At 60.5% G+C, this 16,064-nt stretch carries 9 protein-coding genes and 1 pseudogene; 5 read left to right on the forward strand and 5 right to left on the reverse strand.

Translation table 11 applies throughout. The features are described 5' to 3' along the window. Positions 1-418: 418 nt before the first annotated feature. Positions 419-2,239, forward strand: a complete 1,821-nt coding sequence (locus tag JTF07_RS10975; protein WP_204234313.1) for a sigma-70 family RNA polymerase sigma factor — start codon at positions 419-421, stop codon at positions 2,237-2,239. A gap of 49 nt (positions 2,240-2,288) precedes the next feature. Here the strand turns inward: JTF07_RS10975 and JTF07_RS10980 are convergent, their stop codons facing one another. Genes JTF07_RS10980 through JTF07_RS10990 form a run of 3 tightly spaced genes read right to left on the reverse strand, consistent with a single transcriptional unit; the run spans position 2,289 to position 5,161 of the window. After that, a complete protein-coding gene (locus JTF07_RS10980; protein WP_204234314.1) occupies positions 2,289-2,999 on the reverse strand; it encodes a response regulator in 711 nt (236 codons plus the stop codon). Continuing rightward, positions 2,986-4,692 carry an ATP-binding protein gene (locus JTF07_RS10985; RefSeq protein ID WP_204234315.1) on the reverse strand — a complete coding sequence of 569 codons (1,707 nt, stop codon included), beginning with the start codon at positions 4,690-4,692 and terminating at the stop codon, positions 2,986-2,988. The genes JTF07_RS10980 and JTF07_RS10985 overlap by 14 nt, the downstream gene beginning before the upstream one ends. A gap of 40 nt (positions 4,693-4,732) precedes the next feature. Further along, positions 4,733-5,161 (reverse strand): hypothetical protein, encoded by a 429-nt coding sequence (locus JTF07_RS10990; RefSeq protein ID WP_502710964.1) that lies wholly within the window; start codon positions 5,159-5,161, stop codon positions 4,733-4,735. A 169-nt stretch (positions 5,162-5,330) separates the two neighbouring features. On the opposite strand from JTF07_RS10990, the gene JTF07_RS10995 reads away from it, so the two are divergent. From JTF07_RS10995 to JTF07_RS11005, 3 genes are all read left to right on the forward strand, one after another. Then, a complete protein-coding gene (locus JTF07_RS10995; RefSeq protein ID WP_252199746.1) occupies positions 5,331-6,716 on the forward strand; it encodes a cation:dicarboxylate symporter family transporter in 1,386 nt (461 codons plus the stop codon). A gap of 171 nt (positions 6,717-6,887) precedes the next feature. Then, on the forward strand, positions 6,888-8,048 hold the full coding sequence (locus tag JTF07_RS11000; RefSeq protein ID WP_252199747.1) for a YbfB/YjiJ family MFS transporter: 1,161 nt from the start codon (positions 6,888-6,890) through the stop codon (positions 8,046-8,048). A 100-nt stretch (positions 8,049-8,148) separates the two neighbouring features. Further along, positions 8,149-9,060, forward strand: coding sequence for an LCP family protein (locus JTF07_RS11005; RefSeq protein WP_204234318.1), 912 nt, complete (start codon positions 8,149-8,151; stop codon positions 9,058-9,060). 2 nt (positions 9,061-9,062) lie between these two features. On the opposite strand, the gene JTF07_RS11010 is transcribed toward JTF07_RS11005, so the two are convergent. Then, a complete protein-coding gene (locus JTF07_RS11010) occupies positions 9,063-10,133 on the reverse strand; it encodes a hypothetical protein (RefSeq protein ID WP_252199748.1) in 1,071 nt (356 codons plus the stop codon). Positions 10,134-10,864: 731 nt separating this feature from the next. Beyond that, positions 10,865-11,701: pseudogene (locus JTF07_RS11015) on the reverse strand (IS110 family transposase); the annotation flags it as partial. A gap of 499 nt (positions 11,702-12,200) precedes the next feature. Here JTF07_RS11015 and JTF07_RS11020 point away from each other — a divergent pair. Next, positions 12,201-15,968: a CDP-glycerol glycerophosphotransferase family protein gene (locus tag JTF07_RS11020; RefSeq protein ID WP_204234321.1), complete on the forward strand. Its 3,768-nt coding sequence runs from the start codon at positions 12,201-12,203 to the stop codon at positions 15,966-15,968. Positions 15,969-16,064 lie beyond the last annotated feature (96 nt).

Below are 16,064 nucleotides of genomic sequence, written 5' to 3' on the forward strand. Positions count from 1 at the left end.
GGACACCGGCAGTGGAAAAGCACGGACCAGTCAGTTGTGAGGTCCTGCAGGCACCTAAACCTGCAGGACCTCACTGGGAATGAGTTCAAGACTCAGAGGGGGTTGTCGAGGCGAGCCGCATCCCAGCCGCCGTCTCGACAGTGAAGCGGCGGGTGATTCTTTGCCTCTTCATTAACTGAGACCCACGAGCAATTGCTTTCGTTCGCGAGTGAGAAGTTTTTCTTCTTCGATACAGAACCTCGCTGCCGAATCCTTTCGGATCGGTCGGCGTCGAACAGATTCTTGTTTGACACAGGAGTAGTCCTGTAGAGTCTCATCACCCCTGATGTACCCCGTACTGTTATCCCCATTTCTTCGAGGTCTCCAACATGTCGGTTCGACAGACGTACCCTGACCCTGCCAATCTCGAGTGGCACGCATGAGCGAGGCGTGGTCTTCCCCACGCCACGACCTTGGCTCCTCTTTCGAGCACTCGTCCGACACTACTCAGCGCAGTGACTCCGAACTGTGCGCGCAGATCCGGCAGAGTTCTCCGAATTCGCCGGCTGGTCGGGCGGCCTTCGGAGAGCTCTACGCCCGGCACAGGTTGCCTGCACTTCATGTGGCTCTGCGGCTTAATCGAGATCGCAGCCGAGCAGAGGACTCAGTCTCCGAGGCGTTCACCAAAATCTGGCAGGCCTGGGGAAACGGTGCCGGGCCCAATGACTCGTTCAAGCCCTATCTCATGGCCGCGGTGCGTTCCGAATCGTACAGACGTAAGGCCACGACTCGTGCGACCACCGCCGTTGAGCCCGACGTGCTGAGCTTTCTCGCAGGCCCAGAATTGCTCGACTACGCCAACGAGGTGACAGAACGCGATCAGCTGGGCCGAGCGTTCAAAACTCTGCCTGACTCGTGGCAGTCTGCGATCACGATGATCGACATCGACGGGGTCCCGGTCTCTGCGGCGGCGGAGTCGATGGAGCTGTCGCCGAATTCCTTCAATTCGCTCCTACGTCGTGCCCGAGAAGGACTTCGTGTGGCTTATCTGCAGGAGTATGTCGCGCCGAGTCGCCCAGAGTGCGCAGAGTACTCGGCTGATCTCGCAAGTTATGTTCGAGGTCGGCTGGGCTCGAGACGAGTGAATTCCCTCGAAGCCCACCTGAGCCAGTGCAAGGACTGCGACCCACAGGTAGCCAGACTCCGAGACCTCAATACAACTTTCCAAGCGTGGATAACCCCTGTGGTGATTGCGGCCGCGCTCATCAAGATCGAGCATTTCCCCACCAGTGCAGTGCCCGCAGCAGACGGAAGTATATGGAGCCCGGTGCTTGGATCGTCCTCAGGCGAAGGAACAGGAGCAGTGGGAACAGGGACAGGGACGAATGTCGGACCCTGGGTAACAGCAGCCTCGGCAGACACCACGACTGGCGTGGGTGCAGGCGCTTCCGGCTCCGGTGTGGGCAGTCTCGCCGTGGGCACTGCCAGTATCAAGATCACTCTCGCCTGCATCGCCGCCGCCGTGACCATTGTCGCAACCGCAGCCGGCATCGTCGCGATACAGAACGATTCTGCCCCGCAAACGCCGTCCGCCGCCGGTCATTCAGACGTTCCAGCGACCACTTCCACTCCGACGACCGAACCTGTTCGAGACGACGGAGATCCGGAGCCGCGACCTTCAGCCGCACAGAGCAAGAATCACGGTCCGCAGCACGACAAGCCCTCAGCACAGGCATCTCCTCGTGACCCGTCAAGTCCCGGGAAACCTGTCGACGTTCCTCCGACGGAGTCAGAGCAGCCACCGCAATCTGGGAATGCCGATGACCATGCAGCGGACTCCAATGAAGTTCATCCAGAGCCGAACGCGGCACCCTTGCCGCAGCCTGGTCCGGAATCAGACAGCGCTGCAGACAGGCCGCAGGAATCACCCGCCGATGACGAAGAACCGGCTGCGCCTTCCGAAGAACCGACCGACGCCACTCACAGCAAGGCAACCAGCGAGACAGACTCAGCCGGACGCTCGAACGATGATACCGGCGAGGCGTCCACAGAAGAGCCCAATCCGGACGTTGAGCCCAACCCGGGTGACGAGTCGGCATCGCACGATGACGAATCCGAGCCTGGGGAGGAATCGCCCAGCCCCAGCGAGACGTCAAACTCGGGTGAGGAAGAGACTGGCTCCGACGACACGGCGACTGCCTCAAACGACGACGAGGGAATCCACTGCCATGACTTCGACTCGTGGTATTACTGCCACTGACTCATCAACGTCAGCCGGCTAGCTTCCCACCGCACAGACCCCAAGCTCTTCACACCCACCGGTACTCATACTCGGGCCGGCCCGGCGTCCCATGTCGTGGCTGCTTGACCGCCTGCTTCGTCTTCACCAGATGCTCCAGATACCGGCGCACCGTCACGCGTGAAAGATCCAAGGCCGTTGCAACCTCGGTCGCTGATACCGCCGAGGAAGCATCCCGCACGACACCAGAGATCGCTGTCAGAGTCTCCTCGATCAACCCCTTGGGCAAACGGCCTGAGGAGACCGAACGCAGGGCGCTGAGCGCGTTGTCCACCGAGGCCTGCGTGGCCAAGGAACCGGCGCCGGCACCGTCGAGGTTGAGGCGGAAGTCCCGCTGGTTCTCCAGCTTCTCGCGGAAGATGGTGAAGGTGAACGGTTTGATCAGATACTGCGTCACCCCGCTCGAGATCGCGGACCGGATGACCTGCAGGTGGCGCACCGCAGTGATCGCGATGATGTCGGCACCGTAGCCTCTAGCGTTCATCCGCTTGGCCACGTCGAGCCCGTGCGAATCGGTGAGATTCATGTCCAGCAGCACGATGTCGACCGGATCCCCACTCACTCCGAAAGCCTCGAACTTCTCGAGCGCATCGTGACCGGACAGGCAGGTGCCGGCGACGACGAATCCGGGCACCCGGCGCACGAAGTCCGCGTGAGCCTCGGCTGTCATCGGGTCGTCTTCGACGATGAGCACCCGCAGTTCGCGTTCATCGGCCATCATCGCCTCCTCCCTGTTCGTTCCCGGCATCGTTGCTACCCTCGCCGAGGCTATCGGCAGTCAGCGGCAATGTCACCGTGAAGATCGCTCCCCCGTCGGATTCGACCTCGAGATCTCCGCCGAGTCTCGTCACAGCCTGGCGCACCAGCACCAATCCGAACCCGCGCCCACCGGATCCAGCCGGCGCCGCCTTCGCAGAGGTGCCGAGATGGAAGATCGCGTCGATCTCCTCCGTGTCGATACCCGGCCCCGAGTCCGCAACCGTGATGATGAGCTCACCGTCGGCGGCGACGAAGTCCGCCCACACATGTCGCTCTTCAGAGTCCGCTGCAGCATCGAAGGCGTTGTCGAGGAGGTTGCCGGCCACGGTGACCAGGTCGCGAGCGTCCAGGCTGCTCGGCGGAAGCTCACCGACAGCGGTGACGGTCAGCTCGATCCCGCGCTCGTGAGCCTGGGCGGCCTTGCCGATCATCAGTGCCGTAATAAATGGCTCGTCAAGGGAATCGACGAACGAATCGGTCAGCCGTTGGGACTCCTGCTGATCCCGAACCGCGAAGTCCAAGGCCTCCCGCGAACGCCCCAGTTCAATCAACGTCGCCACGGTATGCAGACGGTTCGAATGTTCATGAGTCTGGGCCCGCAGCGCCTCGGACAGGGTCCGCATCGTCTCGAGTTCACCGGTGAGTTCCTGAATGTCCGTACGATCGCGCAGAGTTGCCACTGTTCCCCCAGAACCAGCACCGCCCCCGCTGACCCCTCCACGATCGGGCTGGCTCGCCTGCTTCTGGTTGACCACGAGCACCCGGTCACGGGTCAGGTGGATCTCATCGACGGCATCCCGACCCGACGACAACAACGATGACACGGACTGAGGCAGGGCCACCTCGGCGAGGGGGATGGGAGTGCGGTCATCGGGCTCCGGTAGACCCAGCAGCTCAGCGGCCTCATCGTTGTAGAGGACCAGCTGCCCATCATCGTCGACGAGGATGAGGCCCTCTCGCAGCGAATGCAGCGCGGAGTCGTAGAACGCGAACAGGGATTTGAGCTGCTCGGGGCCGTAGCCGAGGGTGACTCGGCGCAGATAGCGGCTGAGTATCCAGGAGCCCAACCCACCGAGACCGATCGCGGCGAGGCCGACGATGATGATCTGCGGCAGTGCGGCAGCCCGGGCCACCGACAGGGTCTTCAGCGTCACCCCGACCGCAACCATGGCTGTGACCTCGCCGGATGCGTCGGTGACGGGCACGATCGCGCGCACCGACTCCCCCAGCGTGCCCTCGTACTCCTCGACCTGGCTCTCACCGGACAGCGCCTGATCGATGCTGCCGATATAGTCCTTGCCCAGCTGCTGGGGGTCGGGGTGCGTGTAGCGGGTGCGGTCGCGGTCCATGATCGTCACGAAGTCGACCTCGGCGGTGTCGATGACGGTCAGCGCATAGGGCTGGAGCTTCGCCGAGGCATCGGCATCCTCCACCGAGGAGATGACGAAGGGGTCATGGGCCAGGGTCTCGGCGATGGAGAGCACCCGCTCCGAGGTCGCCTGCCGGGCAGAGCCCAGCGTCGAGACGTAGCTGGTGATGGACAGTGCGACACAGACGACGGCGATGAGCGCCAGCTGCACGAAGAAGAGCCTGCGCGCCAACGTGCCGCTGCGCCGCCGGTGCCGGGTACGGCCGAGCGTCCCCGATGCGTTCACTGCCCAACTGCCCCTTCGTCGATGACGACGACCTTGACACCTACTTCTTCTTGAGTTTCTTCTTTTTCTTGTCTCCGGTCGTGAACATCAGGGCCAGTCCGATCGCGGCCAGCCAGGTGTCCTTGGCCACGGCAGTGCCGGACTCGGAGGGGCGGATGCCGTCGTCCTGGGTCATGGAGTCGATCGCGAAGTAGTTCGCGACGAGCCCGGCGGAGAACGTCGTCAGAGCGGCTCCGGCGATGCGGGTGGGCACGAAGGGCAGCAGCAGTGCGGCACCGACGGCGATCTCACCATAGGACAGGAACTTCCCGAACTGAGCGGGAGTCATCTCTTCAACGAACGGGACACCATTGGCGGCCATCTGCTGCAGGCCGGCGGCGGATTCCTCATCGAGGCCGAGTTTGCCGATGCCGGAGTTGAGGATGAACGCACCGGGAACGGCGCGCAGAAGTGCTGTATCGAGTCTCATGAGCATTCCCTTCGTTTCGTGATGTCGTACAGCCCCACAATAGTCGACGATGTGATCGCGGCCATGAACACTATGAACGCAACCGAGACAGCCGTCACAGTCTCTGGAATGCTCATGGAGAAATTCTTCGCGGCCCGATGTCGCGAGCACCACCACTCAAGGAGGAGACATGGCAACGTTGCCATCAGACAACACCGTCGCCGAGGCGGATCCCACCCCGCCCCAGCGCAAGAAGGACCGTACGCACTGGCTCTACATCATGGTCATCATCGCCGTGTTCGCCGGTGCCGCCATCGGACTCATCGCCCCCGAAGCCGGTAAGGCGCTCGAACCGCTGGGCAAGGCCTTCATCGCACTCATCAAGATGATCATCGCCCCGATCATCTTCTGCACCATCGTCCTCGGCGTCGGCTCCGTGGCCAAGGCGGCCACCGTCGGCAAAGTCGGCGGCATCGCTTTGATCTACTTCCTCATCATGGCCACCTTCGCCCTGGTCATCGGCCTCGTCGTCGGCAACCTCATCCACCCGGGTGAGGGCCTCAAGCTCGAACCCTACGAGGCGGCCGCAGACGGGGAAACCAACGGAACCGTTGACTTCCTCATGAGCCTTATCCCCGGTGATATCGCGGTGCTGCCGACCCTGGTCCTCGCCCTCCTCGTCGGATTCGCCCTGCAGTCGATGGGCAAGGCCGGCGAACCCGTCCTCAAGGGTATCGGCCACATCCAGGCCGTCGTCTTCAAGCTCATGATGATGATCATGTGGGCCGCTCCCGTCGGTGCCTTCGGTGCCATCGCCGCGGTTGTCGGCAAGACCGGTTGGGCCGCGATCGGTGCGATGGCGACCCTCATGGGTGCCTTCTACCTCACCTGCGCCCTGTTCATCGTCATCGTCCTGGGCTCCATCCTCAAGGTCGTCACCGGCCTCAACATCTTCCTGCTGCTGAAGTACCTGGCCCGTGAGTTCCTTCTCATCTTCTCGACTTCCTCGTCCGAGTCGGCTCTGCCGCGTCTGATCGCGAAGATGGAACACGCTGGAGTCTCGAAGCCCGTCGTCGGAATCACCGTGCCCACCGGGTATTCGTTCAACCTCGACGGCACCGCCATCTACCTGACCATGGCCTCGCTGTTCGTCTCCAGCGCCATGGGCATGCCGATGAGCATTCCTGAGCAGATCTCGCTGCTGGTGTTCATGATCATCGCTTCGAAGGGTGCCGCCGGTGTCTCCGGTGCGGGCCTGGCGACCCTGGCCGCGGGCCTGCAGTCACACCGCCCCGAACTCCTCGACGGCATGGGCGTCATCGTCGGCATTGATAAGTTCATGTCCGAGTGCCGTGCCCTGACGAACTTCACCGGCAACGCCGTGGCCACCCTGCTCATCGGCAAGTGGACCCACGAGATCGACATCAACCAGGCACGTGCAGCTCTGAATGGCTCCAGCCCGTTTGACGAGCAGTCGCTTGAGCCTGATGTTCACGGTTCGGTGGCAGAGGCCACCCCATCGGCCGCGGTTGCCGACGAGCCGGATGAGAAGGGCCGGGTCACCGTCAACGCCTGATCGCCGAAGCAGCAGTCACCACCGATGCGGGTGCCGAGACTCCTCAACAGGGAGTATCGGCACCCGCGTTGTTTCGGCACCACCCGAACCGAATCGGTGACATGCTGAAGCCAGACGACAAGACATCTTCGAACGAAAGAGGGTATGGCTGTGGGTGCCAACTCCCCGGGCATGATTAACCCCATAGCCATCCGCGGCACCCTGGGACTGGCACTGGCCATGGGAATGGGCAGGTTCTTCTACACACCCGTCCTCCCGCTCATGGTCGCCGCCCTGCACTGGAGCTCGGCTCCCGGTGCCTGGATCGCCACACTCAACTACGTGGGATACTTCATCGGTTCCTTGATCATCGCCCGCGGCTGGGTTGAACCCAGCCGAGGCGTCTACCGCTTAAGCCTCGTCGTCTCCACCCTGTGCCTGGCCGCCATCCCCCTGACGTCGAATCTGATCTGGCAGGGGTCGGTGCGCACACTGGCCGGAATCGCCTCAGGCCTGATCTTCGTCTGCATCACCCAGCGCATCCCGTTCGTGGCCCGCAGACCTGCCGATTCCGGCCTCGTCTATGCGGGAATCGGCACCGGCATCCTTATCTCCGGAGCCATCGTCCTGACCACCGGTTCTCTTGTCGATTGGCGCGAGCTCTGGCTCATCTGCGCACTCCTCAGCGCCGTATTCACCGCCATCGCCTGGACCTGGCCTATGCCTGCACGCGAAGGCGATAGAGCTGCTAGGCCGCCCGCCGAGGTGGCCGGCGCGAGCGAGCATCCCACCGTCATCCCGACGGCCCCGATCGTCCGCCGGGCCATGACGGTGCTGACTGCGGGCTACTTCTTCCAAGGCTTCGGCTACATCATCATCGGCACCTATCTGGTCGTACTGGCCAAACCGGTCTTCGGTGAGACAGCTGCCGCATCAACTTGGGTTGTCGCCGGCATCGCAACCGCGGCCTCACCGTTGATCTGGTCGAACGTCGCCGCCCGCATCGGCACCCGCCGCGGACTCGTCGTCTGCTACTGCCTGCAGGTCGGTGGAGCCGTTCTCGCGGTCTTCGGCACCAATCCGGTCCTGCTCCTCATCTCCGCGGCACTCTTCGGTGGGACGTTCGTCGGGGCGGTCATGATGACCATCGGCGAGGGCTCTCAGATGGGCATCACCGCAGCCGCGGCCAAACTCACGACCTGGTACAGCCTCGGTCAGATTGCCGGCCCCGCGCTGGTCGCCCTTGCCCTGAGTGGGACCATCGTCGGCAGCTTCATCGCTGCCGCGGTTGCCCTGCTTCTGGCCATGGCTTTGACTCTGCTCGGCTCGCTGGCTGGCAACGGCAAGAGATGACCATCCTTCCCGCACCCACCCAACGACATCTGTCGCATCGTCCCCGCTATGATTGAAACTGCAGACTAAGTACTGATCACACCGAGGGAGACGCACCGCGATGGCGAAGCTGAAGAAGATGGTCTCGGCAGTAGGTTCCATCAAGGACCTCAACAGCGCCCGAGCCGAGTTTGACGATGCCTCCCGCATCCTGCCCGACGAGGCGATCTTCCCACCCGATGACATTCGCCCTGCGCAAACTGATGCCCGTCCTCTTCTGCTGCGGATCACGCATGCCGCCGAGTCACAGAAGACCGATAGCCAGGGTGACACCTTCGCGGCCATCCATATCCCTGCCGCGAATGACTTCGCGGTCGTGATGACACTTAACCCATCGGCGCAGATCGAGTCGGGTCAGACCTTCGCCACGATTGCCGATGAAGGTGGTTGGCCGGTCATCGTCGCCATGGTCGAAGACATCTTGGGTGTTCGCATCGATCACGTCGCCGAGCTCGAAGCCTCTGCCCTGGGCGCTGTCGTCAATGAGCTAGGTGGCCTGCCGGTCTACAGCCGAACCGCGTTCTCAGCAGGCGATGTGGAGTTCATCGAGGGCACCAACAACCTCAACGCCACGTCAGTCGGCGCATTCGCCACCGCCGACCCGGTCGACGACGCCGGCCAGACACGCACCCGCAATCAGCGCGCCGCACTGCGCGCCCTCATCCAAGCCCTCAAGACAGGCGGCCTGGCCAAGGACCCCAACAAGGGGGCGACTGTGCTCGGTCATTTCGCCAGCGGCATCCATCACGATCAGGCCCTGACGACGCTGGAGCTGGCCAAGATCGCCCACAGCCTCCGCCAGCTCGAATCAGATGACATCGCCGTCGTCACCATCCCCACGACTTCGCGCCGAGAGGACAACGGAACCGTCATCATTGACCTCGACGCAGAGGCCATGCCGGCGCTCAAAGACGCACTGGCTGGCAACGACCTGCCCGACTTCTTCCGGTACCTGGTGTCGCTGGGGTACTGACCCTATTTCTTGCGCATGATGAACACGGTCACCGAGCTACCTGCTATATCAATGTTGAGCTCGTTGTCGTCAGCGCCCGGGCTCGCTGCTGCACTCGCGCTACCGGTCTTCTTCGGCCCACTGTAAGGGATCGTGTCCGGCAGCGGATTGGATGGAATCACTTGAGTCGCGCTTTTCGCATCGTTCGAGGGTCCATATACCTGAGAAGCCCTGTCGACTGAGAATCCCTTCGGCAGATTCAGCGACACTGGATTGCCTCCGACCTCGGCAGCATCATTGGCGTTGATAATCGTCGTCACGAGCGTCTTGCCGTTGTCCTTCGACACGGTATAGGCGCTCATGTTCCCACCGCCCTTCACCGAGGTCTTGGTAAATGTTCCTCCGATGCTCGGGACGACGAGCCTGAGCCCCAGCATGTTGGGCCGGGGAACGAAGGTATCGGATCGCTGCCCGTGATCGGCCGGGTCGCAGATCAGCGACATCGGCGCTCCCCCATTGCAGGCACCGAGCATAGAGTGCATCGCCATCCGTTCCACCCCGAGCTGCGCCGCGTAGAGAGTGTAGTCAGCAGCCCACAGGGCCGAAGCGTTGGTCAGCGAGGTGTCGTTCGTTCCGGGGCAACTCGTCGGACCGGTCTCTTCAAGCCAGAGAGGAAGGCCAGCAGAGTCGGCCTTCTCTTTGCCGATCCCCAAATTCTTCCTTGCCGACTTCTTCGCCAGGGGATCGATAAGATTCTCCGCTTGGGGCCCACGTCCGGGCACCTCTCCGGCATCGCATTCAGGGAGTTGATACCAGTGCTGAGTGATCGCGGTCTTGTGCTTGACGTCCGAATCGGCAAATGTCTCCATCCACTCACCGTCGTAGACATCCGGGCCAATAGTGGGAGCGTCGGGGCGTTTGGCATGGATCGCCTTCGCATATGCTTCAAGCTGCTTGACGTACTTCTCCTTGTTCCACCCGTTGCCTCGAACAGCCCCGTTGGGCACGTCCTTCACCGTGTACCCATTCGGCTCATTCCCGATCGCAAGACCAACTAAGGAATCGCCGAGGATGTCGACCGCATGAGCTGCCATGTCGGCTCCACGTTTGGGATCGTATGTTCCCAGCGGGATGCCGAGTGTCACGGTGGACCCGGTGGTATCGACAAGCATTTTCAGGCGTTCGAGATCATCCGGGGTAATTGTGGTTTGCTCGGAATGTTCGGGCTTCTCTGACCTTGACGTCCAAAAGGTTCGCCTATCGAGGGCATTGCCACCGAAACGTAGAGCAGGTGAACCGAGTGTTTTCAATTGCTCGTCAAAGTTGGACTTCGCAGGGTCCAGACGCGAGTCGGCAAGGTCAGTGGCTTCCAAGGAGATGCCGAGGTTATCGGCTCGTAGATCGCGGGACTTCTTACCCGTCGACGTGCTAACTATTGCTGATTCGCCATCGATCTCGCCACTGGAGCTTTGCTCGAAGAGGGTCGGGGTCGGACTCGATCCTTCAGACGCCGACCTATTGTGAGCGGGCTGCTCATGGTCAGAATTCCCGGGAGAACAGCCGACGAGAAGGAGAACGATTATTGTGCAGGCGGCGAATATTCTGGCCAGCATCAGCCGACTCCCCCCCCTGTCCTACATGCGTCAATACAATCGGCCTGCGCCCCGATACATGTTCCCATGAGAACCAGCGGCCGTATCTCAACTATCGCATAGTGTTTCGCTGTGGAATTCATCGGTTTCGCCGACCACGCGATCAGGTTGTCGATAATCTGTTTCGGTATTCGTCTGAATAATCAATAGCCTTCAGTCCGGCCGATTCCGAACCCAGGAGTCCTGAAAGCAGAAAAGTCACCGGCTGCCAGGAGGATCTGGGCCGCGGTCTTAACGCCGACTCCCGGCATGGACGTTAAGACCTGAAGAAGAGGGAGCGAATCAGCCAACGCTTCAGCTTCCGCTTCAATCTCTTTGCGCTCAGTTTTCAACGCTTGGATTCTGGTTGCGTGTCGCGGCACCACGGACTCCGATGCCTCAGTGCCTGGCACGGTCACAGTCTGCTCAGCCAGTGCGTCAAAGATGGCATCGATGAGTGCCGATGGATCTTTACGAGTGTGGTTCTTCGCCCACCGCTTCACCCCAGACTTCCCAGCCGACCGCAGCCCAGCCGGCCCGCGATAACGGACCAACAGATCTAACACGATCGTCCTGGTCAGGACTGTGCCCTTGAAGACGCGCTCCAACGCAGGGTGGATCTGCAACAACAAGGACCGCAGCCTGTTGATCGCTCTCGTGATGTCATGGGCAAGGTCCTCATCGGTTCCAGCCAGGACCTTGAGATTGGCCAAAACGTCGGACTCACGATCAACGGACCGAAGCGTGTGCGGCATGCTTCTGGCGGTGTCGGCGATGATGAACGCGTCCCGCGCATCAGTCTTCGCCTGCCCTGGATACAGGTCGGCAGCCTTGCGCATCGCAAGCCCGGGCAGGTAAGCAATATCGGCACCGCAGTCGTGCTGCAAGGTCGTAATCACGTCCCGAAGCGCACCCTCGTCCTGCGGAAGTTCGTGATCGAAGACCCGCTCACCCATCGGATTGAGTCCGCACCCGTGATGGTTAGTTTTTCCGACGTCGAGGCCTAACCAGACGTCGTATTCGTTGTTCATGACAGTCCTCCTCGACCATCCACACCAGTGGCCGTTGGTTGTCATGACACCCGATGCTGGCACCCACGTTATGACGAGACCTCAACACGAAGTTGGGTCGAGCCCCTATCAGCAGTCAACCCGCGTCCTGGATTCCTGGCGGCAACACCCCCCGGATCATCAATGACAGGGCAAATCAGCCATACCAGGACCAGCGACCAGGCCCTGTTCGGGGCCTGCCAATAAATATAGGGGCACCCCCCTGCTGAAGTGGCTAGCCGCCGTAGAACCGTCCTGAAAGCGCCATCAGGGGAATAATCGCCAAGTTGGACGGCCGCATTTCCGATCATGGTTTTGATGTGGCTGCGTCTCGATCCGGCTCAATAGGATCGCGGAACTGAGTATAGGGAGCCATAGCCATCAGGACGAATGAAGCAAAGCGCTAGAATCGCCTAAAAGACAAACCTGACCGACAGCTGCCAGTCGGCAACCGTGATCACACCAGCCGAAAGCAACAGCAATGACAGATGAGCCCTCGACCGTCACGATGCGCAAAATGACCGGAGCCCGCCTGGGAAAATATCTGGAGCACCGCGGCCGACTTGAAGCCGCTCTATCGATCTATCGACGCGCGTTCGCCTCTCCGCTGGCGCCAAGGGAAGCTTGGGCCATCGGAAACTGTCTCTATCGATTGCAACGGTATGAAGAGGCTCTACCTCTTCTGAGGGTCGCCGCCATTGAAGATGGGGGCGCCGAACAGCGCATCAACCGATATCTCAACGCTGTCGACTACATTGGGGATTACGCGGTCGAATTCGACGCCTTAGACGACTCTTCGTCGCTCAAATCGAAGGTCTCAAAGCGGCATGCCAGGCATTTGGAGAGGTTAGGCGACAGCGAAGGCGCGCTTGCAGCTTATCTGGCTTCCAACTCGTCGGATGATGTCGAGGTTCTCGACAAAGTCGATCAGCTGACCCCAGCCTCTGCGCCGGCATGGCAGCGCATCGAACGGCACAACGCAACAGCTGACTTCCACCGCCGCGACTCGACGTGGTTGCGAAAGCTCGGAGACCTGCTGTTCGAAGCTCACAAATTTGCTGAAGCCGGCGAGGCATACTCGCAACTGCTCTCGGTCGATGACTCGTCTTCTTGGGACTCCTACTGCGCGGGACTCAGCTTAGAGTTGGCAGGCAACCCTGACTATCAAAAACACTATGAACTCGCACGGCAACTCGACTCCTCGCTGGACGCGGAGACATATGGAATCGGCGTTTTCCATGAGAAAGCACTACGCTACAAGCGGGCCGGACACGCGTATCGGGCCGAAGCCGATCAGACACTCTCACCAGCAACTCGTGCAGAGCTGCTACGCCGAGCTGCTCTAACCTTCCAAGGTGCGTTTGACCTGAAGGAAGCGGAGTCTGACATTCTGCGGGCAATCGCCCTACGGCCGCAACGACCTGAATTGCACGCCTTGTTGTCACTCAATTCCTATCTACTCAACGACTTCTCCAATGCATCCGCATCTGCAGTACGCGCCCGACGGCTCGGCGACACCAGCGCAGAAATCAAAAATCTCAATTTTCTGAGCTACGTTCGCACCGGAGAATTCGAACGGGCCGTCACGTCCTTCCTTGACAAGAGCATCGAGGAATTGCGAGTGGCGTTCGATAGAGGTTCAAACAATGAGGAATCGGCTCCAGGATCGATCGTCGTGCCACAGGATCTCCCGGACATCGAGTCACACCGCCAATGGTCCCAGGTTCTGCTTGACGCAGGACTTTTGGCTGCCTCAGCCGACCTCTTGACGATCGGTATGGAGCGATATCAGGCGCATTTCGAGCACTCGGATGCGCTGCAGGCCGCCAGCGCGCTAATGTTAACGGGCCGAGCCGAGGAGGCTGCCCGCCTCATTCACCAATCCATTCGCTACACCGATCCTGTCCCGAAGATCTATGGCAATCCGAAAGTCCCGGGCCTTGGAACGATCTTCATGTATCGGTCGTGGCTGGACACCGAGCCGATTCGGCCGAAGGACATCCTATTCGAGTCCAATCTCGGCCTAACCGTCGATTGCAACCCACTGGCCATCTACCGGTACATCCGTGACAACGAGTACGACGACTTCACGTTCTACTGGGCCGTCGACAAAGACACTGTCGTCCCGATCGATGTCTGGCAGGATCCAAATACCGTCATCGTCAGAAAGAACTCGTCTCGATACGTCAAGCTCCTAGCGACGGCCGGATACCTGGTGAATAACTCAACTCTACCGACATACTACGTCCGGCGTTCCGAGCAACAGTATCTGATGACCTGGCACGGCACCCCTTTCAAGACACTCGGAAAAGACCAGCCCGAGCTACTCGGCCACGCTAATATGACCAGGAACCTTCTCCAAGCTTCCATCGTGTTGCATCCCAACAGCCATACGCAGCGTGTTCTCATGGAAAGTTGCGATGTCGCTGAACTCGCAACGGCAAAGTCTGTGATTACCGGCTATCCACGCAATGATGCCCTCAATGGTCACAAAGCAGAGAGCAACCAGCGCAGCGAGAAGCCATTCGCGCTCTATGCTCCGACTTGGAAGCCCGATACCGAGCTGTCTGACCAGGCAGCTTCTGTCGCCGAGGTCGTCAGCGCATTTGAAGCTCACGGCTACGACGTCGCCGTCCGAGCCCATCACTACGTGGAATCGAAACTCGCCGAACTCGCCCCGGACGTCAGCACAGTACCGCGAAACACCCCGACGAATGACTTGCTACCCCAGGTCGACGTGCTTGTCACCGATTATTCGAGCATCTACTTCGATTTCGCCATTCTGCGCCGACCGATTATCTTCTTCGTCCCGGATTGGGACGACTACACAACCGCACGCGGAGCCTACTTCGCGGAGGATCACCTTCCGGGGCTCGTCTGCCGGACACCTGCGAACCTCAAAGAAGCGATTGAACGTCTGGACACGGATCCTCATGAGGCTCGGCCAGCTGAGTCGTTCATCAAGGAATATGCCCCGCAAGACGACGGGCAAGCCAGCGCGCGTGCCACTGACCTCCTGCTGAGAGGCGATCGTGCGGGCTCAACCTCCGCCTTCGCCTCCGCGGCTACACAGAAGAACGTGCTATTCCGACAGAGCTTCATCCCCAACGGGATGACTTCTTCGTTTGTGAATCTGGCGAGATGCCTGCCACGTGAGAAATATCGTCCGTTCGTACTTACAGATGCAATTGCCGTGCGGTCGGATGATGCTCGGGGCGAGATGGTCAGGTCGCTACCACGCGATGTGGGTGTCATAGGTCGGATCGGAGGGCACGCTGTTTCACGCAAAGAACACCTCGCGCTCCGTGCCATCTCCGGCGATTCCTCGGCGATCAGTGATGAGGCAAGGCGCATCCGCAGAGAATCTTTCGAGTTCGAGGCATCACGCGTGACTGGAAACGCCCAATTCGACAAGGTCATCGAATACGACGGCTATTCCTCATTCATGGCAAATATAGTTCTGGGGCATGCCAGTCGCACACGCGCGACTGGGCTTCTTCTCCACTCGGATCTCAAACGCGAAGCGGCACTGCGGTTTCCCGAGATCTACAGAATCATAGACCAAATTTCTGAGTTCGATCGCGTCGCCGCGGTCTCACCCTCATTAGCCGAGATCAACGAGGAGGGGTTAGCTTCCCTCGGTGCCGGGAGCCCAACAATCGGTCATGTTCGAAACGTCATTGACGCCGAATCGATGACCCGGCGCTCGTCGGAGCCTATAGCTCCTGACTTGCGAGGATTCCTTGAGAGTTCCGGCGAGTTGATCATCTTCCTGGGGCGACTTTCGCCGGAGAAGAATCTCGCAGATACAATTCGTGCATTCGCAAAGGTGCATGCGAACCGTTCCCATGTCCGTCTACTAATCATCGGGGATGGCCCCGAGCGCGCGAAGCTGGGTGCGCTGGCTAAGACTCTGCTTCCCAACGGTTCGTATAGATTCGCGGGCCACCGAAGCAATCCATTCCCCTATCTGGCCGCAGCAGACGCGCTAGTCATGTCATCCTTCCATGAAGGCCAGCCAATGGTCATTCTCGAAGCACTGACATTACGCACCCCGACAGTGGCCATGCACATCCCGACACTGTCTGAATTCGAAGACCTGCCTGGGGTCGTCGTCTCTGACTTCGACGCCGATTCACTCGCGCTGAAGATCGGTTCCGTGCTATCGGACTCTCCTGCCGTCGGCTTCGACCCAGCGGTATACGTCGAATCCGTTCTCAGCGAGTTTGATCTCGCGTTCGGACAATAGCGGAACACGGCCTGAGTTCAGCAGGCCTCATACGAGCTCAGAACTAGCTTTCCGGCCGAAGGGCGAACTCAACAGTACTCGAAATAAGGTGGAAGC

This window comes from Brevibacterium sp. RIT 803 (assembly GCF_016892625.1).
GTDB lineage: Bacteria > Actinomycetota > Actinomycetes > Actinomycetales > Brevibacteriaceae > Brevibacterium.